General features: G+C 67.5%; 17 protein-coding genes and 5 tRNA genes. 5 read left to right on the top strand and 17 right to left on the bottom strand.

The window, feature by feature from the left end:
* Window positions 1-160: 160 nt before the first annotated feature.
* Window positions 161-1063, bottom strand: a complete 903-nt coding sequence (locus tag WT16_RS10315; RefSeq protein ID WP_006026031.1) for a LysR family transcriptional regulator — start codon at window positions 1061-1063, stop codon at window positions 161-163.
* A 138-nt stretch (window positions 1064-1201) separates the two neighbouring features.
* Here WT16_RS10315 and WT16_RS10320 point away from each other — a divergent pair, with 138 nt between their 5' ends.
* The gene (locus WT16_RS10320) at window positions 1202-1978 is read left to right on the top strand and encodes a haloacid dehalogenase type II (RefSeq protein WP_197486484.1); all 777 of its coding nucleotides are present in this window, start codon (window positions 1202-1204) and stop codon (window positions 1976-1978) included.
* A 64-nt stretch (window positions 1979-2042) separates the two neighbouring features.
* Window positions 2043-3635 (top strand): malate synthase A, encoded by a 1593-nt coding sequence (aceB, locus tag WT16_RS10325; protein ID WP_006026029.1) that lies wholly within the window; start codon window positions 2043-2045, stop codon window positions 3633-3635.
* A gap of 232 nt (window positions 3636-3867) precedes the next feature.
* On the opposite strand, the gene WT16_RS10330 is transcribed toward aceB, so the two are convergent.
* A complete protein-coding gene (locus tag WT16_RS10330; RefSeq protein WP_015601240.1) occupies window positions 3868-4275 on the bottom strand; it encodes a gamma-glutamylcyclotransferase family protein in 408 nt (135 codons plus the stop codon).
* Between the two features lie 52 nt (window positions 4276-4327).
* On the bottom strand, window positions 4328-4825 hold the full coding sequence (rraA, locus tag WT16_RS10335) for a ribonuclease E activity regulator RraA (RefSeq protein WP_059934569.1): 498 nt from the start codon (window positions 4823-4825) through the stop codon (window positions 4328-4330).
* Between the two features lie 128 nt (window positions 4826-4953).
* Here rraA and WT16_RS10340 point away from each other — a divergent pair, with 128 nt between their 5' ends.
* Window positions 4954-5817, top strand: a complete 864-nt coding sequence (locus WT16_RS10340) for a helix-turn-helix transcriptional regulator (protein ID WP_063533273.1) — start codon at window positions 4954-4956, stop codon at window positions 5815-5817.
* Window positions 5818-6012: 195 nt separating this feature from the next.
* On the opposite strand, the gene WT16_RS10345 is transcribed toward WT16_RS10340, so the two are convergent.
* From WT16_RS10345 to gltX, 7 genes are all read right to left on the bottom strand, one after another.
* A complete protein-coding gene (locus WT16_RS10345) occupies window positions 6013-6480 on the bottom strand; it encodes a GNAT family N-acetyltransferase (protein WP_006026025.1) in 468 nt (155 codons plus the stop codon).
* A 161-nt stretch (window positions 6481-6641) separates the two neighbouring features.
* Window positions 6642-6718: transfer RNA gene (locus WT16_RS10350), tRNA-Asp, on the bottom strand.
* A gap of 81 nt (window positions 6719-6799) precedes the next feature.
* Window positions 6800-6875 (bottom strand) — tRNA-Glu (locus WT16_RS10355).
* 64 nt (window positions 6876-6939) lie between these two features.
* Window positions 6940-7016: transfer RNA gene (locus tag WT16_RS10360), tRNA-Asp, on the bottom strand.
* A gap of 77 nt (window positions 7017-7093) precedes the next feature.
* Window positions 7094-7169, bottom strand: a tRNA-Glu gene (locus WT16_RS10365).
* Window positions 7170-7318: 149 nt separating this feature from the next.
* Window positions 7319-7394, bottom strand: a tRNA-Ala gene (locus WT16_RS10370).
* Between the two features lie 170 nt (window positions 7395-7564).
* Complete coding sequence (gene gltX, locus WT16_RS10375) at window positions 7565-8974, bottom strand: glutamate--tRNA ligase (RefSeq protein WP_063533832.1); 1410 nt, start codon at window positions 8972-8974, stop codon at window positions 7565-7567.
* A 321-nt stretch (window positions 8975-9295) separates the two neighbouring features.
* Between gltX and WT16_RS10380 the strand changes: the two genes are divergently transcribed.
* Complete coding sequence (locus tag WT16_RS10380; protein WP_063533833.1) at window positions 9296-10339, top strand: patatin-like phospholipase family protein; 1044 nt, start codon at window positions 9296-9298, stop codon at window positions 10337-10339.
* Between the two features lie 144 nt (window positions 10340-10483).
* Here WT16_RS10380 and WT16_RS10385 read toward each other — a convergent pair whose 3' ends face one another.
* The 5 genes from WT16_RS10385 to WT16_RS10405 all read right to left on the bottom strand — a co-directional run bounded on the left by WT16_RS10385 (window position 10484) and on the right by WT16_RS10405 (window position 17226).
* Entirely contained in the window at window positions 10484-11188 is a 705-nt protein-coding gene (locus tag WT16_RS10385) for a C40 family peptidase (protein WP_006026021.1), read from the bottom strand.
* A gap of 136 nt (window positions 11189-11324) precedes the next feature.
* The gene (locus WT16_RS10390) at window positions 11325-12959 is read right to left on the bottom strand and encodes a dipeptide ABC transporter ATP-binding protein (RefSeq protein ID WP_063533274.1); all 1635 of its coding nucleotides are present in this window, start codon (window positions 12957-12959) and stop codon (window positions 11325-11327) included.
* Window positions 12956-14053: an ABC transporter permease gene (locus WT16_RS10395; RefSeq protein WP_006026019.1), complete on the bottom strand. Its 1098-nt coding sequence runs from the start codon at window positions 14051-14053 to the stop codon at window positions 12956-12958. Before WT16_RS10395 ends, WT16_RS10390 begins: the two co-directional genes overlap by 4 nt.
* 1 nt (window position 14054) lies before the next feature.
* A complete protein-coding gene (locus tag WT16_RS10400) occupies window positions 14055-15095 on the bottom strand; it encodes an ABC transporter permease subunit (protein WP_063533275.1) in 1041 nt (346 codons plus the stop codon).
* Between the two features lie 178 nt (window positions 15096-15273).
* Entirely contained in the window at window positions 15274-17226 is a 1953-nt protein-coding gene (locus WT16_RS10405) for an extracellular solute-binding protein (protein WP_063533276.1), read from the bottom strand.
* A 120-nt stretch (window positions 17227-17346) separates the two neighbouring features.
* Between WT16_RS10405 and fabI the strand changes: the two genes are divergently transcribed.
* A complete protein-coding gene (gene fabI / locus WT16_RS10410; RefSeq protein ID WP_015601138.1) occupies window positions 17347-18138 on the top strand; it encodes an enoyl-ACP reductase FabI in 792 nt (263 codons plus the stop codon).
* 85 nt (window positions 18139-18223) lie between these two features.
* On the opposite strand, the gene WT16_RS10415 is transcribed toward fabI, so the two are convergent.
* Window positions 18224-18580, bottom strand: coding sequence for a hypothetical protein (locus WT16_RS10415; RefSeq protein ID WP_006026015.1), 357 nt, complete (start codon window positions 18578-18580; stop codon window positions 18224-18226).
* Between the two features lie 315 nt (window positions 18581-18895).
* Window positions 18896-21235, bottom strand: a complete 2340-nt coding sequence (locus tag WT16_RS10420) for a molybdopterin oxidoreductase family protein (protein WP_041861625.1) — start codon at window positions 21233-21235, stop codon at window positions 18896-18898.
* Window positions 21236-21289: the final 54 nt, after the last annotated feature.

Here is a 21289-nt window from a genome sequence, read left to right on the forward strand (position 1 = left end):
ATCCGCGCCGCCGAACCCGCTAGAGGGTTCGCCCTCATATCGGAAACGCGCGCAATCGGGTGCGAATTCGGGTACGTATTCGGCGCAAGCACCGCGCGCCGAAACGATGCGCAAGGACGGCGCGCGCGCGGCGAAGGCGAGCGCCGCCGCCGTGCGGGCGTCATCCCCAGTAGCCTGGACGCTCGTATGTGTGCTTCAGAAAATCGAGAAAGAGCCGGACCCTGAGCGGCAGGTGTCGGCGCTGCGGAAACACCGCGTGAATGCCGATCGGCGGCGCGGCGAACGCGTCGAGCACGCTGACGAGCCGGCCCGCCGCAATGTCCGCGCCGACTTCCCACCACGAGCGCCACGCCAGGCCGTGGCCTTCGAGGCACCATTCATGCAGCACCGCGCCATCGGAGCATTCCATCGTGCCGGACACGCGGATCGACGCCACCTCGCCGTCGTCGACGAACGTCCAGCCGCGCTGCTGGTTCGCGTTCGCCGCGAGCGCGAGGCAGTGGTGGCGCGCGAGATCGGCGAGCGTCTCGGGCGTGCCCGCGCGCGCGAGATACGCAGGCGACGCGACGCACACGCGCCGGTTCTCGCCGAGCTTCAGCGACACGAGCGACGAATCGGGCAGCTCGCCCAGCCGCACCGCGCAATCGAACCCCTCGTTGACGAGATCGACCATCCGGTCGGACAGATCGAGCGTGACCGACACGTCCGGATGCGCGCCCGTGAACGCGGGCACGAGCGGCGCGACGTGACGCCGGCCGAAGCCCGCGGGCGCCGACACCCGCAAGTGCCCGCTCGCCTTCACGCCGCCCGCGGACACGCTCGCTTCGGCGTTCTGCATGTCGTGGATGATCCGATGGCAGTCCTCGAGGAACGCCGAGCCTTCGAACGTCAACGTGAGCTTGCGTGTCGTGCGCACAAGCAGCTTCACGCCGAGCCGCTCCTCGAGCGCATCGAGCCGGCGGCCGATGATCGCGGGCGCGACCCCTTCCGCGTGCGCGGCCGCCGACAGGCTGCCCTTCGCCACAACCGCGGCGAACGTTTCGATCTGTTTGAAGCGATCCATCCCGTATGCGGGCGGCGCGAACCGGCCGCCCCGTCAAACCCGAAGTCGCTCCAGATTAGATATCAAAAAGTAAAAGATCAAGTGATGATTACTGTCTTTTTTAGTTCATGCCATCACTAATAGAATCGATTTCGACCTCTGATCGTGGAGCGCGACGTCATGCCCGGTACCCCGCCCGCCTTCCCGAAGGCGATTCTTTTCGACGCGTACGGCACGCTGTTCGACGTGCACGCGGTCGTCGCCGCGGCCGAGCAAATGTTTCCGGGGCGCGGCGAGGCGCTGTCGCAGCTCTGGCGGCGCAAACAGATCGAATACTCGCAACTGCGCACGCTCGCCGATCCGGCGGGCGCGCGCTATCGGCCGTTCTGGGACCTGACGCTCGACGGGCTGCGCTTTGCCGCGCGCGCGCTCGGCCTCGTGCTGCCCGCCGCGGCCGAGAAGCGGCTGATGGACGAATACGCGTGCCTGTCGACGTATCCGGACACGGTGCCGACGCTGCGCGCATTACGCGCGCGCAGCGCGCCGCCGAAGCTCGCGATCCTGTCGAACGGCAATCCGCAGATGCTCGACATCGCGGTCAAGAGCGCCGGGATGAGCGGCCTCTTCGATCGCGTGCTGTCCGTCGACGCGGTTCGCGCGTACAAACCGTCGCCCGCCGCGTATGCGCTCGGCACGGCGGCGTTCGATGCGGCCGCGACCGACATCGCGTTCGTGTCGTCGAACGGCTGGGACGTCGCGGGCGCCGGCTGGTTCGGCTACCGGACCTTCTGGCTGAACCGCACGGGCGCGCCGCTCGAGGAGCTCGGCGCAGCGCCCTCGGGCATGGGCGCCGGGATGGCCGAGCTGCTCGCCTTTCTCGACGCGCCGCCCGCCGCCGCGAAAGCGGCCGGCCGCACGCGCCCGGCGCCCGCCTGACGCGGCGCGGACCAGATTCACGCATTTGCATCACTCAGTCACTGACCGACCAAGGAGAAAACCGATGACCACGACGCTGAAGCTGCCGCAAGGCATGGCGATCACGGGCGAGATCAAGCCCGGTTACGAAGCGATCCTCACACCCGAGGCGCTCGAACTCGTCGCGAAACTGCATCGCCAGTTCGAGCCGCGCCGCCGCGAATTGCTCGCGGCGCGCGCCGAGCGCACGAAGCGCCTCGACGCCGGCGAGCGCCCCGACTTCCTCGCCGAGACGAAATCGATTCGCGAAGGCGACTGGAAGGTTGCTCCGCTGCCCGCGGACCTGCAGTGCCGCCGCGTCGAGATCACGGGCCCCGTCGAGCGCAAGATGATCATCAACGCGCTGAACTCGGGCGCGGATTCGTACATGACGGACTTCGAGGATTCGAACGCGCCGAGCTGGGCCAACCAGATCGACGGCCAGATCAACCTGAAGGACGCCGTGCGCCGCACGATCTCGCTCGAGCAGAACGGCAAGTCGTACAAGCTCAACGACAAGATCGCGACGCTGATCGTGCGCCCGCGCGGCTGGCACCTCGACGAGAAGCACGTGACGGTCGACGGCCAGCGCGTGTCGGGCGGCGTCTTCGACTTCGCCCTCTTCCTGTTCCACAACGCGAAGGAGCTGATCGCGCGCGGCTCCGGCCCGTACTTCTACCTGCCGAAGATGGAGAGCCATCTCGAGGCGCGCCTCTGGAACGACATTTTCGTCGTCGCGCAGGAAGCGGTAGGCATCCCGCGCGGCACGATCCGCGCGACCGTGCTGATCGAGACGATCCTCGCCGCGTTCGAGATGGACGAGATCCTCCACGAGCTGCGCGAGCACAGCTCGGGCCTGAACGCGGGCCGCTGGGACTACATCTTCTCGGCGATCAAGAAGTTCAAGAACGACCGCGACTTCTGCCTCGCCGATCGCGCGAAGATCACGATGACGGTGCCGTTCATGCGCGCCTACGCGCTCCTGCTGCTGAAGACCTGCCACAAGCGCAACGCGCCCGCGATCGGCGGGATGAGCGCGCTGATTCCGATCAAGAACGATCCGGAGGCGAACGACCGCGCGATGGCGGGCGTGCGCGCGGACAAGGCGCGCGACGCCGGCGACGGCTACGACGGCGGCTGGGTCGCGCACCCGGGGCTCGTGCCGCTCGCGATGGAGGAGTTCGTCAAGGTGCTCGGCGACAAGCCGAACCAGATCGGCAAACAGCGCGACGACGTGCAGATCGAAGGCAAGAACCTGCTCGACTTCCAGCCGGAAGCGCCGATCACCGAAACCGGCCTGCGCAACAACATCAACGTCGGCATCCACTACCTCGGCTCGTGGCTCGCGGGCAACGGTTGCGTGCCGATCCACAACCTGATGGAAGACGCGGCGACGGCCGAGATCTCGCGCTCGCAGGTGTGGCAGTGGATCCGCTCGCCGAAGGGCACGCTCGACGACGGCCGCAAGGTCACGGCCGAGCTCGTGCGCGAGTACGCGAAGGTCGAGCTCGAGAACGTGAAGCAGGTCGTCGGTGGCGACACGGCGCCGTACGTTCGCGCCGCGGCGATCTTCGAGCAGATGTCGACGTCGGAGAACTTCACCGAGTTCCTGACGCTGCCGCTCTACGAGGAGATCTGAACGACGCGGGCGGCAGGCGGGGTCGATGCGCCACCTGCCGCTCGCGGATCGGCCGGCTGAACGACGCGCCCTTGCACGCGGGCTCGGCTTCAGGCCGCCGTAGGCGATGACGGTATGGCGTTCCGCGTTCCGCATCGGACACGGGTATCCATTTTTGTTCCGCAGCCTTTGGACGCCCGAGCGTCAGCCTCTTGGCACGGTTCGTCAAGGCTTCGAGCGCCGCCGCGAGGCGTCACGCGACGCGCGCGCGGCGATACTGCACCCAGTCGCCCGACTCGATCCGCGGCTTGCCCGCAACCGAATGCGCGCCGACCGGGTAATACAGGCAATCGTACCGGCGCCCGCCGAGCTCGACTGATGCCTGCTGCTGCAAGAACAGCCCCTCGATGCCCGGATAGACCTCCTCGATCTCGTCGAGCACCGGCACGAGCCGCTCGTCGATCGCGTAGACGTCGCCCCAGACGAGATCGCGGCCGCCGTCGGCGACCATCCCCGGATAGTTGCCGAAGTCGTACAGCCGCCCCGTCACCGCCACGGCGCCGACGAGCATCGGCGCGGCGATGCCGTGCGTCGCCGCCGCACGGCCGATGTCGTTGATCTCGCCCGCTCTCAGGGTCCCGTAGCAGAATACGTAGCGCATCGCATCTTCCTTCCTTGTTTCAGTCGCGCCATCGAACCGGCACGCCGCCGTGTCACTCGAGCAGCGCGTCGTCGCTGACGAGGACGCCGTCGGCGTCCGCGTAGATCCAGTCGCCCGGCACGATGCGCGTGCCGCGCACGTCGACGGGCACGTCGCTCACGCCGGCGCCGCGCTTGTCGCTCTTGCGCGGATGCGCGGCGAGCGCGAGCACGCCCGCGCGACATTCGGCGAGCTCGTCCAAGTCGCGTACGCAGCCGTTCACGACGATGCCGGCCCAGCCGTTCTTCTCGGCGAGCTTGCCGAGGTTGCCGCCGACGAGCGCGCAGCGCAGGCTGCCGCCGCCGTCGACGACGAGCACGCGCCCCGCGCCGCCCTGCTCGAGCGCCGCGCGCACGAGCGTGTTGTCCTCGAACAGCTTGAGCGTCGCGGCCGGCCCCGCGAAGCGCCGCACACCGCCGAACGAGCGGAACACGGACTCGAGCACGCGCAGCGTGCCGGCCGCGAGGCGGTCTTCGTTCGCGTCGCAAAGGTCGGTGGTGGCGAACATCATGTCGAAGTCTCCTGGATGGTCGTAGGGTGTCGATCCGGCATTATCGGCGAAGAAAATTCCCGCTGCGGCGGGTAGAAGGCTCGCCCTACAATAGCCGGACGCACCATCCGCCCCGTCTTCGATCATCGATGAGCCCGTCCGTTCCCCTTTTGGCGCCGCCGCCCGCCGCCACGATCGACGTTCCGGCGGAATTCGCGCCGACGCGCTCGCATCCGATGCGCGTGCGCGCCCGCGCGATCGCGGCCGGCGTGCGCGTGCCGCAGCACATGCACGCGTGGGCGCAGCTCGCGTATGCGTCGCGCGGCGTGCTGCGGCTCGCGACGGCCGGCTCGACGTGGATGGTGCCGCCGTCGCGCGCGATCTGGGTGCCGCCGCGAATTCCGCACGAAGTCGTGATCGTCGAGGACGCGTATCTGCGCACGCTGTACGTCGACGAATCGGCGGTGCCGGACGGGCTCGACGCGTGCCGGGTCGTCGAGGTGTCGGGATTGCTGCGCGAGCTGATCGTCGCGCTCGAGGCGCGCTCGCTCAACCGCTCGCGCGAGCGGCTGCTGGCCGAGCTCGTGCTCGACGAACTCACGCGCGCCGAGCCGTTGCCGCTCGCGGTGCCGATGCCGACCGAAAAGCGGCTGCGCGCGCTGTGCGAAGCGGTGCTCGCGCATCCGGCGCAGGGCGAGTCGCTCGAGCACTGGGCGGCGCGCGTCGGCGCGAGCACGCGGACGATCGCGCGGCTGTTCAAGCAGGAGCTCGGCGTGAGCTTTTCGCAATGGCGTCAGCAGGCGCTGCTCGCGCGCGCGATTCCGCTCCTGAATCAGGGGCGGCCGCTGTCGCACATTGCGCGCGAACTCGGCTACCAGAGCCAGAGCGCGTTCTCCGCGATGTTCCGGCGCGCGTTCGGCGCGAGCCCGCGCGCGTTCATTCAGCGCGGCGACATGCATGCGGCGACGGAGCTTGCATCGTTCGATGATGGGGATGCGGAACCGCTGCTGTGAGCTCGGTTGCGCAAGTCGCTGAAGTCTTCAGGATAGGGGCACTTGCGGCCAGGCGCGGCAGAACCGGATGACAACGGAAGGATCGAACGATGCCGTCCGCCGTCCCCGAGGAATGCAGCCCGAACGAAGTCCGCACGATGCGATCTCGCTCGTCCGGCGGACCGAGGCGGTTCCGCGCGCTCGTTCGGGCCACGATCAGGACACGGGTCGCGCCATATGACGGATCGATCCGAACTGCGCGAGACGCGGCCCCGCGAGCCGATACCCCATTCGCAGGTACAGCCGCGCAGCCGGATTGTCGACGAACACGCGCAGTTGCGTCTCGCGCAGCCCGCGCGCCTTCGCGAAACGGTGCGAGGATTCGAGCAGATACGTGCCGGCGCCGCGCTGCCGGTGCCCCGGCGCGATCTGCACGTCGCGGATGTGCAGCGAATCGCCTTCCTCCGTAATCCTCAACAGGCCGATCGGCACACCGTCGAGCTCGAGGATGAAGTTTTCCGAATCGCGCCAGCTCGCAAAAAAGAGATCCGCGCGCCACCTGAGACCGTGGCGCTGGTAGTACGCGTTCATGTTGCCGTGCGTGAGCGCTTCCGCGAACTCGAAATCGCCCTGCTCGGCGGGACGCAGCAGGTAAACGAGAGGAACGGCGGCGGAATCGGACATGGCATATTCGCAAAACCTGCGTCACCGCCACGATAGCGCAGCCGGCGCACGTTGCAATGCCGATTTGCACGCATGCGGCAACGGCGCGCCACATCGTTCGCCTCGAAAACGTGCGGGGCAAAAACAAAACCCGTTCAGGCATGCCTGAACGGGCTTCGATTTGGCGGAGCGGACGGGACTCGAACCCGCGACCCCCGGCGTGACAGGCCGGTATTCTAACCGACTGAACTACCGCTCCAGTCTTGCTGCTTGCCTGGCAGGCGTCGGTTGCTTCCTGCCGGCGCATCGTCTCGGCACTCGGCCGAACGACGCTTTGTCTTGGCGTCCCCTAGGGGATTCGAACCCCTGTACTCACCGTGAAAGGGTGATGTCCTAGGCCTCTAGACGAAGGGGACAACGTACTGCTTACACCTTTAACGAAAAAGCCCGTTCACATGCAGCCTGAACGGGCTCTCGATCTGGCGGAGCGGACGGGACTCGAACCCGCGACCCCCGGCGTGACAGGCCGGTATTCTAACCGACTGAACTACCGCTCCACTTCCTGCACCTGATCGACAAGCGTCGGTTACGCTCTTGCCGACCCGCTTCGCTTCTGTCGAAGCGACGCCATGTCTGGCGTCCCCTAGGGGATTCGAACCCCTGTACTCACCGTGAAAGGGTGATGTCCTAGGCCTCTAGACGAAGGGGACAAAATCTTTTCAGATCTGTCTTGCCACTTTGTTCTCGCTGTTAATTTTCGCCAACAGCAGAGAATGAAATTCTAACTTCTTTCATTCCGTTTGTGAAGCATTTTTCTGTCACTCAATGCTTCGCAAACTTCATTCACTCTGCGTTCAACTGGTGGAGGTAAGCGGGATCGAACCGCTGACCTCTTGCATGCCATGCAAGCGCTCTCCCAGCTGAGCTATACCCCCGTGTCTCGTTGACTGCTGAACAACAGAGAAGCGAAATTGTAGAGACCGTTTTGAGGTTTGTAAATACCCTATTTGCGCCTCGAGCAAAATTTTTTGCGAACCCGCGTATTCGAATGGCTCCGAATGGCTCGTTGCCTCGAACGACGCGGCGTCGCACACTTGCCGCGCGCTTACGCGAGCGCCGCCTCGAGACGCGACACGACGACGTCGCGGCCGAACAGCAGCAGCACCGCATCGATCGACGGCGTGTGCGTCGTGCCCGCAACGAGCAGGCGCACCGGCATCGCGAGCTGCGGCATCTTCAGCTTGTGCGCGCCGAGCACGGCCTTCAGCGCGGCCGCGATCGCCTCCTTCGTCCACTCGGCCGTCTTCAGCGCCGCCGCGAATTCGGCAAGCGCCGGACGCACCGCGTCGGTCACGTGCTGCGCGAGCGCGTCCGCGTCAGGCGCCGGCGCGCGGTAGAACATCGCCGAATTCTCCGCGATCTCCTTCACCGTTGACGCGCGATCCTTCATCAGCGCCATCACGCCCGCGAGGCCCGGGCCCTGCGCGATCGCGCCGGCGTCGATGCCGAGCGCCGCGAAGAACGGCTTCGACAGCTCGGCAAGACGCGCGTCGTCCGCTTCCTTGATATAGTGGTTGTTCAGCCAGTTCAGCTTGTCGTGGTCGTACTGCGCAGGCGACTTGCCGAGATGTTCGAGGTCGAACCATTCGACGAACTGCTCGCGCGAGAAGATCTCCGCGTCGCCGTGCGACCAGCCGAGGCGCGCGAGATAGTTGAGCACCGCCTCCGGCAGATAGCCGGCATCTCGGTAGCCCATCACGCTCATCGCGCCGTGGCGCTTGCTCATCTTCTCGCCCTGCTCGTTCAGCACGGTCGGCAGGTGGGCGTACACCGGCACTTCGCCGCCGAGCGCACGCAGGATGTTGATCTGGCGCGGCGTATTGTTCACGTGGTCGTCGCCGCGGATGACGTGCGTGATGCCCATGTCGAGATCGTCGACGACGACGCAGAAGTTGTACATCGGCGTGCCGTCGGGACGCGCGACGACGAGATCGTCGAGCTCCTCGTTCGAGATCTCGACGCGGCCTTTCACCGCGTCGTCCCAGGCCACCGTGCCCGTCAGCGGATTGCGGAAGCGCAGCACGGGCTTCACGCCGGCGGGCGGCTCGGGCAGCACCTTGCCCGGCTCGGGGCGCCACGTGCCGTCGTAGCGCGGCTTCTCGCCCGCCGCGCGCTGGCGCTCGCGCAACGCGTCGAGCTCTTCGGTCGACATGTAGCATGGATAGACGAGGCCCTTCTCGAGCATCTGCGCGAGCACTGCGCGATAGCGGTCCATTCGCTGCATCTGGTAGTACGGACCTTCGTCGTAATCGAGGCCGAGCCACGCCATCCCTTCGAGGATCGCATCGACCGCCTCCTGGCTCGAACGCTCGACGTCGGTGTCCTCGATCCGCAGCACGAACGTGCCCTTCATCTTGCGGGCGAACGCCCACGGATAAAGCGCGGATCGGATGTTGCCGAGGTGGATGAAGCCGGTGGGGCTCGGCGCAAAACGGGTGCGTACAGGACGGGTCATAAACGATAGCTCGAACGCCTCAAGCGGCGCATCAATTGAAACGACGCGGCGGCGCGCGCCGCACGGCATTGCCGGGTGCGCACGCGACCGGAACGGAAAGAGCACGAATTATACTCGGCGCGCCGCGGTTCCTCGTCGCGCCGAGCAGGGCCGCGCCGGCGCCGAGGCAGCCCGCGAGCCGTTCGCGAATCCGGCACGTCACCATCTTCGCCGATGTCCGCCCGAATCGCCCGTCGTCCTTTCGGCCGACGATCGCGCCGCCGCGCGCGGCTTTCGTGCGCGCGCCGCCAGTTGCTTTATGATGTGCGCGCCGCGGCCGCCATGCCGGCGCCGCGCACGGCCGCCCGACTCCGTCGGCGCGGCCGCCGGAATTTCGCCGCGCGCGGCGCGTCCATCGAGGCCGCGCGCGGCTCGTCGCTGGAGATCGAGCCGATGTCGTCCCCCCGTTTGTCCCGCCGCGCGTTCACGCTCGCCTGCGCGTCGGCCGCCCTCGCCGCCTGCACGTCGACCGGCACGAAGCCGACGACGGGCGCCGCCGCGCCCGCCAACCCGCCGCCGCGCGAGAAGCCGATCAGGATCGGCATCGCGCTCGGCGGCGGCGCGGCGCGCGGCTTCGCGCACGTCGGCGTGCTGAAGGCGCTCGAGGCGCGCGGAATTCCGGTCGAGCTCGTCGCTGGCACAAGCGCGGGCTCGGTCGTCGGCGCGCTGTACGCGTCGGGGATGAACGCGCTGCAAATCAACAAGCTCGCGCTCACGATGGACGAAGCATCGATCAGCGACTGGGCGACGCCGTTCCGCTCGCGCGGCCTGCTGCAAGGCATCGCGCTGCAGAACTTCATCAACAAGACGCTGAACAACCGGCCGATCGAGAAGATGGCGAAGCCGCTCGGCATCGTCGCGACCGATCTGAAGAGCGGCCAGCCGATCCTGTTTCAGCGCGGCAACACGGGGCTCGCGGTGCGCGCGTCGTGCAGCGTGCCCTCGGTGTTCGAGCCGGTGCGCATCGGCGATCGCGAGTATGTCGACGGCGGGCTCGTGAGCCCCGTGCCCGCGTCGTTCGCGCGCAGGATGGGCGCGGACTTCGTGATCGCGGTCGACATCTCCTCGCGCCCCGACGGCGCGGCGACCGGCAATCCGATCGAGATGCTGCTGCAGACGTTCACGATCATGGGCCAGACGATCAAGACCTACGAGCTCGACAAGTACGCCGACGTCGTGATCCGCCCGAACCTCGCCGCGATGGGCGGCAGCGACTTCAATCAGCGCAACGCGGCGATCCTCGCGGGCGAGGAAGCGGTCGCGCGAGTCATGCCGGAGCTGCAGCGCAAGCTCGCGGCCGCGCACTCGGCGACCGCGGCCGCCTGACGGCTGACGCCCGACGCCTGCCCGCGCCGAGCCACATCAACGTCACGCCGCATCGAAAACGCGATCCACAAAAGCAAAGCCCCGCTTCCATCGAGGAGCGGGGCTTCGGCGCGCGACATCGGCCGGCGCAAACCGGTGCGCGATTCAGTTGCCGCCGTTCGCGCTCGCGTTGACGCCGCCGTCGCCGATCGTCGCCTTCACGCGCTGGCGCAGATCGTCGGGTTTCGTCGAGAACTGCGTCTCGATCCGGCGCGCGCCGGTGAAACGCTTTTCCCAGTAGCCGCTATCGAGATCGTCGACGCGAATCGTGCTGCCCGTCGACGGCGAGTGCACGAACTTGTTGTCGCCGATATAGATGCCGACATGCGAGAACGTGCGGCGCATCGTGTTGAAGAACACGAGATCGCCCGGCTTCAGCTCGCTCATGCGCACCTTCTCGCCTACGCGGCTCATCTCCTCCGCGCGGCGCGGCAGCGACATGCCGAGCGTGTCCTGGAACACGTAACGGACGAAGCCGCTGCAATCGAGGCCCGAATCCGGCGTATTGCCGCCCCAGCGGTAGCGCACGCCGATCATGTTCAGCGCGCCGACGACGACGTCGCCCGCCTTGCCGGCCATGCCCGACAGGAACGCCTTTGCACCACCCTGGCTCTTCGCGGGCGTGGCGGCACTGACCTGCTGGGGATTCTGGGAAGAGGAAGCCGGCTCGGATTGAGCCGAACTGATCGCATTCTGACTGGAACTGCTGACTTCGTCGGCGAACGCGCCGGGAGCTGCAGCGATCAGGACGCCGATGAACATCCCGGCGACGACGCGCGTACAAGCCTGGGTCAGATATCGGTGCTGCATTGGTCGATGGATTTGCGCTGGAAAATCAGCTCGATTGGCGGAAAAATTTCGCTCGATACTAGCCACGAAGTATTTGTTTGTCAAAAGGAATTGATAATTTCAATCAAACTTCTTGCACCATTCGGGTTCATCAGACTTAACGAACGGCTTTCAGCAGTTTTTGCGTGTAAGGATGCACCGGATCAGTGAAGATCCGCTCGACGTCGCCCGTCTCGACGATCACCCCGCCCTGCATCACCGCCACCCGGTGCGCCATCGCGCCGATCACCTCCAGATCGTGGCTGATGAACACGTAGCCGAGGTTGTACTTTCGTTGCAAATTCGACAGCAGCTTCAACACTTGCTGCTGGATCGACACGTCGAGCGCACTCGTCGGCTCGTCGAGCACGAGCACGCGCGGCGCCAGCACGAGTGCGCGCGCGATCGCGATCCGCTGGCGCTGGCCGCCCGAGAATTCGTGCGGATAGCGATGCAGCACCGTGCGGTCGAGGCCGACTTCGCGCAGCACCGCGACCACCTTGTCGCGGCGCGCATCGCCCGCGAGCTGCGGGCGATGCAGCGCCAGCCCTTCGGACACGATCCGCTCGATCGTCTGCCGCGGCGAAAGCGAACTGAAGGGGTCCTGAAATACCACCTGCATGTTCGCGCGCAGCGCGGTGCGCTCGCGCCCGCGAAAGCTCGCGAGCGAGCGGCCCTCGAATTCGATGTCGCCGTGCGCGACCTGTTGCAGCCCGAGGAGCGCCATCGCGAGCGTCGACTTGCCGGAACCCGATTCGCCGACGATCCCGAGCGTCTCGCCCTGCCGCACCGACACGCTCGCGTCCGACACCGCGGTGAAGCGCCCCGAGCGAAACCAGCCCGCGAAGCCCGGCAGCTTCTGCTTGAACTTCACGGTGACGCCGTGCGCGTCGAGCACGACGGGCGCGATCGGCAGCACGGGCGACACCGTGCGCTGCGGCCGGCTGTGCAACAGACGCTGCGTGTACGGATGCTCGGGCGCATCGAAGATCCGCTCGACCGGCCCGCACTCGACGAGCTTGCCCTTCTCCATCACCGCGACCCGCTCGGCGAAGCGCCGCACGAGATTCAGATCGTGCGTGATGAGGAGCACCGCCATCCCGCGTTCGGCGGCCGCGTCGCGCTGCAGCTCGAGCAGCAGCTCGACGATCTGCGCGCGGACCGTCACGTCGAGCGCGGTCGTCGGCTCGTCGGCAAGCAACAGGCGCGGCCGGCACGCTAGCGCCATCGCGATCATCGCGCGCTGCCGCTGGCCGCCCGACAACTGGTGCGGGTAGCTGTCGACGCGCTCGCGCGGCCGGTCGATCCCGGTGCGCGCGAGGAGCGCGATCGCCCGCTCGCGCGCGTCGCGCTTCGACACGCCGTCGTGCAGCTCGATCGTCTCGCCGATCTGCTCGCCGACCGTGAAGAGCGGATTGAGCGCCGTCATCGGCTCCTGGAAGATCATCGCAATGTCCGCGCCGCGCAGCCCGCGCATCTCGCGCTCGCTCTTGTCGGCGAGGTTCTCGCCCGCGAAGCGGATCGCGCCGCTCACGTCGGCGTCGCGCAGCAGGCGCAGGATCGACAGCGCGGTCACGCTCTTGCCGGAACCCGATTCGCCGACGAGCGCGACGCGTTCGCCGCGGCCGATCGCGAGCGACACGTCGTCGACGGCTAGCGCGTCGCGAAAGCGCACCTGCAGCCGCTCGATCGACAGCAGCGGCTCGGGCGGCGACGGCGCCGCGCCGCCGCCCGCGATTTGCGCGGCGCTCATCGGAGGCCTCCCGCGGCGCGCGTCGTGTCCGCGATCCGCGTGTCGAGCGCGTTGCGCAGCGCGTCGCCCATGAACGTCAGCAGCAGGAGCGTCGCGACGAGCACGCAGAACGTCGCGAGCGAGATCCACCACGCGTCGAGGTTCGCCTTGCCCTGCGCGAGCAGCTCGCCGAGGCTCGGCGTCGGCGGCGGCACGCCAAGCCCGAGGAAGTCGAGGCTCGTGAGCGCGAGGATCGCGCCGCTCATTCTGAACGGCAGGAACGTGATGACGGGCGTGAGGCTGTTCGGCAGCACGTGGCGCCAGATGATCTGCCAGTTCGTGAGGCCCATCGCGCGCGCGGCGCGCACGTAGTCCTGCGTGCGGTTGCGCAGGAACTCCGCGCGCACGTAATCGGACAGCCCGATCCAGCCGAACAGCGACAGCAGCACGATCAGCAGCACGAAGCTCGGCTCGAACACCGACGCGAAGATGATCAGCAGATACAGCTCCGGCATCGAGCTCCAGATTTCGATGAGCCGCTGGCCGACGATGTCGATGCGCCCGCCGAAGAAGCCCTGCACCGCGCCCGCCGCGATCCCGAGCAGCGTGCCGATGAACGTCAGGATCAGCGCGAACTCCACCGACACGCGAAAGCCGTAGACGAGCCGCGCGAGCAGGTCGCGCCCTTGCGCGTCGGTGCCGAGCCAGTTCTCGCGCGACGGCGGCGCCGGGTTCGGGCGCTTCGAGAAGTAATTGAGCGTGTCGTAGTAATAGCGGTTCGGCGGATACAGCGCGAAGTTGCCCGGCGCGTCGAGCTTGCCGCGCACGTACGGATCGAGATAGTCGGCGGGCGTCGGGAAATCCCCGCCGAACGTCGTTTCCGGATAGCTCTTGAAGAGCGGGAAATAGAACTGGCCGTCGTAGCGCACGACGATCGGCTTGTCGTTCGACCACAGCGGCGCGGCGAGGCTCGCCGCGAACGCGATCACGAAGATCACGAGGCTCCAGTAGCCGAGGCGCTGCCCCTTGAAGCGCTGCCACACGCGCCGCGCGGGCGACGGCGACACCCGCGCGCGCGCGGCGTCGATCCGGGGAGAGACGGCGAGTCGGCTCAAATCAGCGCTCCAGTTGCTCGAATTGAACGCGCGGGTCGACCCACACGTAGCAGAGATCGGATACGAGCTTCGTCGCGAGCCCGATCAGCGTGAAGACGTACAGCGTGCCGAGCACGACCGGATAGTCGCGCCGGATCACCGATTCGTACGACAGAAGGCCGAGCCCGTCGAGCGAGAAGAGCGTCTCGATCAGCAGGCTGCCCGTGAAGAACGCGCCGATGAACGCGGCAGGAAAGCCGACGACGAGCGGCAGCAGTGCATTGCGGAACACGTGCTTGCCCAGCACGGTGCACTCGGCGAGCCCCTTCGCGCGCGCGGTCAGCACGTACTGCTTGCGGATCTCGTCGAGGAACGCGTTCTTCGTGAGCATCGTGATCACCGCGAAGCTGCCGACGACCGACGCGATGATGGGCAGCGCGATGTGCCACAGGTAATCGGCGATCTTGCCGGCTAGCGTGAGCTGCGCGAAGTTGTCCGACGTGAGGCCGCGCAGCGGGAAGATCTGCCAGAACGAGCCGCCGCCGAACAGCACGAGCAGCAGCACGCCGAGCACGAAGCCCGGAATCGCATAGCCGACGAGCACGACGAGGCTCGTCGCGAAATCGAACGGCGAGCCGTTGCGCACCGCCTTCGCGATGCCGAGCGGCACCGATATCAGATACGTGAGCAGGAACGTCCACACGCCGATGCTGATCGACACCGGCAGCTTCGATACGACGAGCGACCACACGCTCTGATGGTGAAAGTAGCTGTCGCCGAGATCGAAGCGCGCGAAGCGCTCGAGCATCAGCCAGTAGCGCTCGAGGGGCGGCTTGTCGAAGCCGTACAGCGCCTTGAGCTGCGCGAGCTGCTGCGCGTCGACGCCCGTGTACGAGCGCATCCCGAACGGCGTGCTGCCCCGCTCGGCGCCCTTGCGCAGCTCCTGCACCGCCTGCTCGACGGGGCCGCCCGGCACGAACTGGATCACCGCGAACGTGATGGTCAAAACGCCGACGAGCGTCGGGATCATCAGCAGCAGACGTTTGAGGATGTAGCTCCACATAGGCGCATTCGGGGGTGTTCGAACGGTTTCGTCAATCGGCGCGGCGGCGGAGGGCCGCTCGTTGCATCGCGCTTCACATCGTACTTCGCGCCGCGCGCCAAGCCGCGCGCGGCACGCGGGTCAGCCGGGCCGCCGCCGCCCGACCGGGCTCGGCCGGCGCGCGACCCGCACGGCCGGGCTAGCGCGCGGGCGCGCCATGCTCGGGCTTCGCCCACCACGTCGATGCGACCCAGCCTTCCGCCGAATAGTACAGCGGCAGCGTCGACGGATAGGCGAGCGTGCGCTTGAACGCGATCCGGTGGGTCGCGCTGTACCACTGCGGCACCGCATAGTAGCCGTGCATCAGCACGCGGTCGAGCGCGTGCGTCGCGTCGAGCAGTTCCTGCCGCGTCTCGGCCTGCGTGAGCGCCCTCAGGATCGCGTCGACCGCGGGCGACTTGAGCCCCGTCAGGTTGTCCGAGCCCGGCTCGTCCGCGTAGCGGCTCGCGAAGCGCGCGACCTGCTCGGCGCCCGGCACCTGGACGCCCGGGTAGCGCACCGTCGTCATGTCGTAGTCGAATGCGTCGAGGCGCTTTTGCAGCAGCGCGTAATCGGCCGTCCGGTACTTCGCGACGATCCCGAGCTTCGCGAGATTGCGGATGTACGCGGCGACCACCGGCTCGAATGCCGAGCCCGAATCGTCGAGGATCTCGAACACGAACGGCTCGCCCTTCGCGTTGCGCAGCGCCCCGTCGCGGTAGGTCCAGCCGGCCTCGGCGAGCAGCGCGCGCGCCTTCAGCAGGTTCGCGCGCAGCGACGCGGGCGGATCGGTGGCGGGCTGCACGGTCATCGGCCCGAACACGGCCGCATCGAGCTGCGCGCGCAACGGATTCAGCAGCGCGAGCTCGCCCGCGCTCGGCAGGCCCGTCGCCTGCAGGTCGGTATCGGCGAAGTAGCTGTTCTGACGCGTGTAGGCGCCGTAGAAGAGCTGCCGGTTCAGCCATTCGAAATCGAACGCGAGATCGAGCGCGTGGCGCACCCGCACGTCCTGGAACAGCGGCCGCCGCAGGTTCATGAAGAAGCCCTGCATCCCCGCGCCGTTGTGCTGGCGGAACTCGCGCTTGACGAGTTCGCCGCTGTCGAAGCGCTTGCCGACGTCGCGCCGCGCCCAGTTGCGCGCGATGTATTCGACGAGCACGTCGTATTCGCCCGCCTTGAACGCCTCGAGCCGCGCGACGCCATCGCCGTACAGCTTGTAGACGATGCGCTCGAAGTTGTTCGTGCCGATCCGCACGGCAAGCGCCGCGCCCCAGTAAGCGGGATTGCGCCGGTACGTGATCGTGCGCCCGCTGTCGTAGCGCTCGATCAGGTACGGGCCGCTGCCGATCGGCTGCTCGAACGCGAGCTGGTCGAACGCAATGCGCGAGCCGTCCGCGCGCAAGCCCCATTTGCGCGAGAACACCGGGATGCCGCCCGCGATCAGCGGCAGCTCGCGGTTCTTCCTGCGAAACTCGAAGCGCACGGTCGCCGGATCGACGATCACCGCGCGCGTGATGTCCGCGTAGTAGGCCGGGTACTGCGGCGCCGCCTTCGGGCTCTTCAGCGTGTCGAACGAATGCTTGACGTCCGCTGCGGTGACGGGTTCTCCGTTCGAGAAGCGCGCGCGCGGATTCAGATGAAACGTGACCGACAGCCCGTCCGGCGCGACGGCGATGTCGTCCGCGAGCAGGCCGTACGCGGAAGCGGGCTCGTCGGCGCTGCCCATCGTCAGGCTCTCGAACAGCAGGTCGATCCCGGGCGCCGGGTTGCCGCGCATCGTGAACGGATTGAACTTGTCGAACGTCGTGAGCCGGTTCGGATTCGCGAGCACGAGCGTGCCGCCTTTCGGCGCGTCGGGATTCACGTAGTCGAAATGCCTGAAGCCGGGCGGGTACTTCGGCTCGCCGTACTGCGCGATCGCGTAGGCGGCGTGCGCCGCCGGCGCCGCGGCAAGCGCGAGCGCGACGCCTGCCGCCGCGCGGCGCGCGACACGCGCGAGCGCGGCGCGCACGCGGGCCGCCCGTTGCGGCGCGGCGGCTTGCGCGGCCTGTTCTGATGCCGCCGCGCGTCGCGGCGGTCGCGGCCGGCGAGCCCGGAGCGAACCGATCGTCATGGGGGTGTTGGCAGTCGTTCGAGGATGGCGATGTGAGAGAATTCTACCCATTCGCAACCGGTTGCAGCCAACCGCCGCCTGCCGACCGTGCGGGCGCGGGCGCCACACATAGGAGAATTCATGGGCTTTCTCGACGGTAAACGTATTCTGCTGACGGGCCTCTTGTCGAACCGTTCGATCGCTTACGGCATCGCCAAGGCGTGCAAGCGCGAAGGCGCCGAGCTGGCGTTCACCTACGTCGGCGATCGCTTCAAGGATCGCATCACCGAGTTCGCGGCCGAGTTCGGCAGCGAGCTCGTGTTCCCGTGCGACGTCGCCGACGACGCGCAGATCGACGCGCTCTTCGCATCGCTGAAGACGCACTGGGACACGCTCGACGGCCTCGTCCACTCGATCGGCTTCGCGCCGCGCGAGGCGATCGCGGGCGACTTCCTCGACGGCCTCACGCGCGAGAACTTCCGCATCGCGCACGACATCTCCGCATACAGCTTCCCCGCGCTCGCGAAGGCCGCGCTGCCGATGCTGTCGGACGACGCGTCGCTGCTCACGCTCTCGTATCTCGGCGCGGAACGGGCGATTCCGAACTACAACACGATGGGCCTCGCGAAGGCGGCGCTCGAAGCGAGCGTCCGTTATCTCGCGGTGTCGCTCGGCGCGAAGGGCGTGCGCGTGAACGCGATCTCGGCGGGCCCGATCAAGACGCTCGCGGCGAGCGGCATCAAGAGCTTCGGCAAGATTCTCGACTTCGTCGAAAGCAACTCGCCGCTCAAGCGCAACGTGACGATCGAGCAGGTCGGCAACGCGGGCGCGTTCCTGCTGTCGGACCTCGCGAGCGGGGTCACGGCCGAAGTCATGCACGTCGACTCGGGCTTCAACGCGGTGGTGGGCGGGATGGCTGGCCTCGAAGAGTAAAGGAGTCAGCGCGCCAGCGCTGCGGCCGTCGCGCCGCATGCCGGCCGGCAGCCGTCGCGTGGCCGGCCGCGGGCACGCGACGGAATCAGTGGCGCCAGCCGTTGTGGCGGCCGTTGTCCCAGTGGCCGCCGCGGTCCCAATCGCGGCCGCGATGGCGATACCACTCGTCACGCCCCCAGTAGCGGCGGCCGTCCCAGTAACGGTCGCCGTGCCAGCCGATCACGATCGACGGCGCGGGCACGTAGACGGGCGCCGGCGCATAGACGGGGGCCGGCTGGTACACGACGGGGGGCGGCGGCGGCGCATAAACGGGCGCCGGAGCGACGTAGACGGGTGCGGGCACGCCGACGTTGATGCCGACGCTGACGCCCGCCAACGCGGCGCCAGATGCGAGCAGCGCGGCGAGACCGGCCGCGAGCGAGGCAGCACGCAAGGTTTTCATGGACTCCCCTTCTGGTTGATTCGTTGGATTCGACTATAGCGGGAACCGTCTGCACCGCATATTTCAACTTTGTAAGAACTGATGCGCGGCATCGCAGCCGCATCGGCGGGCTAACTTTTGGTTACATTCGGGCCCGCGGCGGCTGCGAAGAGGCGGCAACACGAGCGCCGCGGAGGAAGAGGCAGGCGGGAGAGACGGAAGGGAAAGACCGGGAACCGGACGGCAGCCCGGCCCGCACGCGCGAACGGGGCGGCAGACCACCGAGCGGAGAAATCGGAAGCGAACGAAATCCGCCTCGCGCGGCGGCGCGCGCAATCAAGCCGGCTCGGCTTCGACGGTCGCGGTCGCGGGCGCGGCAACCGGCATATCGACGACGCGCAAATGCACGGGCACGTACTTGTGATAAGGCGTGCGCGACAGCGGATCGCAATGCGCGCCCGACGTCAGACGATTGAGCTCGGGCCCGATCGGCGGCCCGCCTTTGTAGCGCATGCCATAGCCGTGCGGCAACGTGACCATCCCGCGCCGCACGCTGTCGTCGAACTCGGCGACGACTTCGATGCTGCCCGTCGCCGACGCGCACACGAGCCTGCCGCCGTCCGCGACGCCGAGCGCCGCCGCGTCGTCCGGATGAATCCGCAGCGAGCCGTGCGGATCGACCTTGCGCCACGTCGGGTCGCGATAGATCTGGTTCGCGTTGTACGCGCGCCGCTCGCCCGCCATCAGCACGAACGGATAGTCGGCGCCGGGCGGCGTCTCCGTCTCGAGTGCGCGCAACTCGTCGATCATCTCCGGAATGTGCAGATGCACGCGGCCGTCCGGATGGCGAATGAAACGCCACATTTCATCGAACTCGTGAACGCTGATCAACGTCCCCGAGCGCCGTTCGAGAATCCCGCGAAAGAGCGCCGTGCCGAGCGTCGCGCGGCTGCCGCGAAATCCCGCGCGGCGCACGGCCGCGTCATGCCGCTGCGCATACAGCATCGTGAGCGGCAGCAGCGGCGCGATCCCCGCCGCGTCGTTCGGCAGCGCGCGGCCGAGCGTTCGATAGACGATCGACGCCGCGTGACGCTGCCACTTCTTGTTCGCCGCGAGCGCGATCCCGAGCGCGCCCATGTAGGCGAGATGCTTCGACCCACGGGGCTCGAGCCGCGCGATGCGCTCGAGCAGCGGGAAGCGGCGCGGCAGCTCGCCCATCTTCTCGAGCAGCCGCGTGTAGATCTCCGGCTCCGGCAGCGATTCACCGAGCGGCGGCAGCAGCGGATGACGCAGATGGAACGCGTTCGCGGGAAACTCGAGGTTGAAGCCCGTCGCCTCCCATTTCTCGAACTGCGACGCGGCGGGCAGCACATAGTGCGCGAGGCGCGCGGTCTCGGTCATCGCGACGTCGATCACGACGAGCAGCTCCAGCTTGCCGAACGCGCGCTCGTACGCGTTCGAATCGGCATACGTGACGACCGGGTTCGCGCTGTCGACGAACGCCGCACGCACGCGTTTCTCGCCCGCGAGCTCGATCTCGTCGGGCAGGATGTTCGGCGGATAGATGCCCGCGATCGGAAACATCCGGTGATGCGCGGTCCGCTTGAGCGGCTTGCCGTTCCTGCTCGCGCGCTCGTCGGTATGGCCGATGACGGGCAGCAGGAACGAATGCAGGTTGTTGCCGCCGCGCTTGCCGAAATTGCCGGTCACGAGAAACAGCAGCTTCTCGAGGTAGCCGTTGAGCGTCGTGTGCAGCGTTTGCTGGATGCCGAGATCGATGCGCAGGCAAGCCGCGCGCGCGGTCGCGAATCCGCGCGCGACGCGCTCGATGTCCTCGAGCGGCACGTCCGCGCGGCGCGCGTATTCGGCGATCGGCACGTCGCGCAGCACGCGCTCGACGAACTCGAAGCCCGTGCAGCGCCGCGCGATGAACTCGCGGTCGATCAGATCGTCGCGCAGCATGATCGCGAGCATCGCGCTCATCAGATACGCGTCCGCGCCCGGCCGCACCTGCAGATGCAGATCGGCGAGCTTCGCCGTCTCCGAGCGGCGCGGATCGACGACGACGAGCGTGCGGTCCGGGTCCTTCTTCAGTTCGCGCAGCGTGTCGCGCGCGTTCGGGATGCCGTGCGCCTGATAGGGATTCGCGCCGATGACGAGCACGTAGTCCGCATGCTCGATGTCCTCGGTCGTGTGGCAATCCTGACGGCCGAACAGTCGGCCGTTGAGCCAGAAATCGCCGGTCTTCTCCTGGCCGAGCGCGTTGTACGCAAAGCGGCTTCGCATCGCCGCGAGCAATTGCCGGCTGTACGCGCCGCCGACGTGATTGCCCTGCCCGCCGCCGCCGATGAACGCGAACGCGTCGCCGCCGTGCCGCTCGCGCAGCGCGACGAGGCGCTGCGCGATGTCGTCGAGCGCCTCGTCCCACGTGACGCGCACGAAGCTGCCGTCGGGCTCGCGGCGCAGCGGGTGCGTGAGGCGGTCGTCATGATGCTGGTAGTACGCGAGACGCGCGGCCTTCTGGCACAGATAGCCCTTCGAAACCGGATGATCGTCGTCGCCGCGGATTTTCGCGAACTTGCCGTCCACGACGTCGACGACGAGGCCGCAATTGCGCGAACACAAAATACAGGCGGTTTTTTCGACTGCCATCGCACGCTCCATCTGCCGGCGCATCCGCCGGGATCGGGGAAGGGTGAATATTGAATAACGATCGTTATCGTAACGGAC

Source organism: Burkholderia sp. MSMB1589WGS (assembly GCF_001636105.1).
Lineage (GTDB): Bacteria > Pseudomonadota > Gammaproteobacteria > Burkholderiales > Burkholderiaceae > Burkholderia > Burkholderia humptydooensis.

Bases quoted from the DNA above. Each gene is read 5' to 3' on its own strand.
- WT16_RS10390 (WP_063533274.1), bottom strand. From the start codon at position 12,959: ATGAGCGCCGCGCAAATCGCGGGCGGCGGCGCGGCGCCGTCGCCGCCC.
- WT16_RS10340 (WP_063533273.1), top strand. From the start codon at position 4,954: ATGAGCCCGTCCGTTCCCCTTTTGGCGCCGCCGCCCGCCGCCACGATC.
- WT16_RS10330 (WP_015601240.1), bottom strand. From the start codon at position 4,275: ATGCGCTACGTATTCTGCTACGGGACCCTGAGAGCGGGCGAGATCAAC.
- gltX (WP_063533832.1), bottom strand. From the start codon at position 8,974: ATGACCCGTCCTGTACGCACCCGTTTTGCGCCGAGCCCCACCGGCTTC.
- fabI (WP_015601138.1), top strand. From the start codon at position 17,347: ATGGGCTTTCTCGACGGTAAACGTATTCTGCTGACGGGCCTCTTGTCG.
- aceB (WP_006026029.1), top strand. From the start codon at position 2,043: ATGACCACGACGCTGAAGCTGCCGCAAGGCATGGCGATCACGGGCGAG.
- WT16_RS10405 (WP_063533276.1), bottom strand. From the start codon at position 17,226: ATGACGATCGGTTCGCTCCGGGCTCGCCGGCCGCGACCGCCGCGACGC.
- WT16_RS10380 (WP_063533833.1), top strand. From the start codon at position 9,296: ATGCCGGCGCCGCGCACGGCCGCCCGACTCCGTCGGCGCGGCCGCCGG.
- WT16_RS10345 (WP_006026025.1), bottom strand. From the start codon at position 6,480: ATGTCCGATTCCGCCGCCGTTCCTCTCGTTTACCTGCTGCGTCCCGCC.
- WT16_RS10315 (WP_006026031.1), bottom strand. From the start codon at position 1,063: ATGGATCGCTTCAAACAGATCGAAACGTTCGCCGCGGTTGTGGCGAAG.
- WT16_RS10415 (WP_006026015.1), bottom strand. From the start codon at position 18,580: ATGAAAACCTTGCGTGCTGCCTCGCTCGCGGCCGGTCTCGCCGCGCTG.
- WT16_RS10420 (WP_041861625.1), bottom strand. From the start codon at position 21,235: ATGCGCCGGCAGATGGAGCGTGCGATGGCAGTCGAAAAAACCGCCTGT.
- WT16_RS10400 (WP_063533275.1), bottom strand. From the start codon at position 15,095: ATGTGGAGCTACATCCTCAAACGTCTGCTGCTGATGATCCCGACGCTC.
- rraA (WP_059934569.1), bottom strand. From the start codon at position 4,825: ATGATGTTCGCCACCACCGACCTTTGCGACGCGAACGAAGACCGCCTC.
- WT16_RS10385 (WP_006026021.1), bottom strand. From the start codon at position 11,188: ATGCAGCACCGATATCTGACCCAGGCTTGTACGCGCGTCGTCGCCGGG.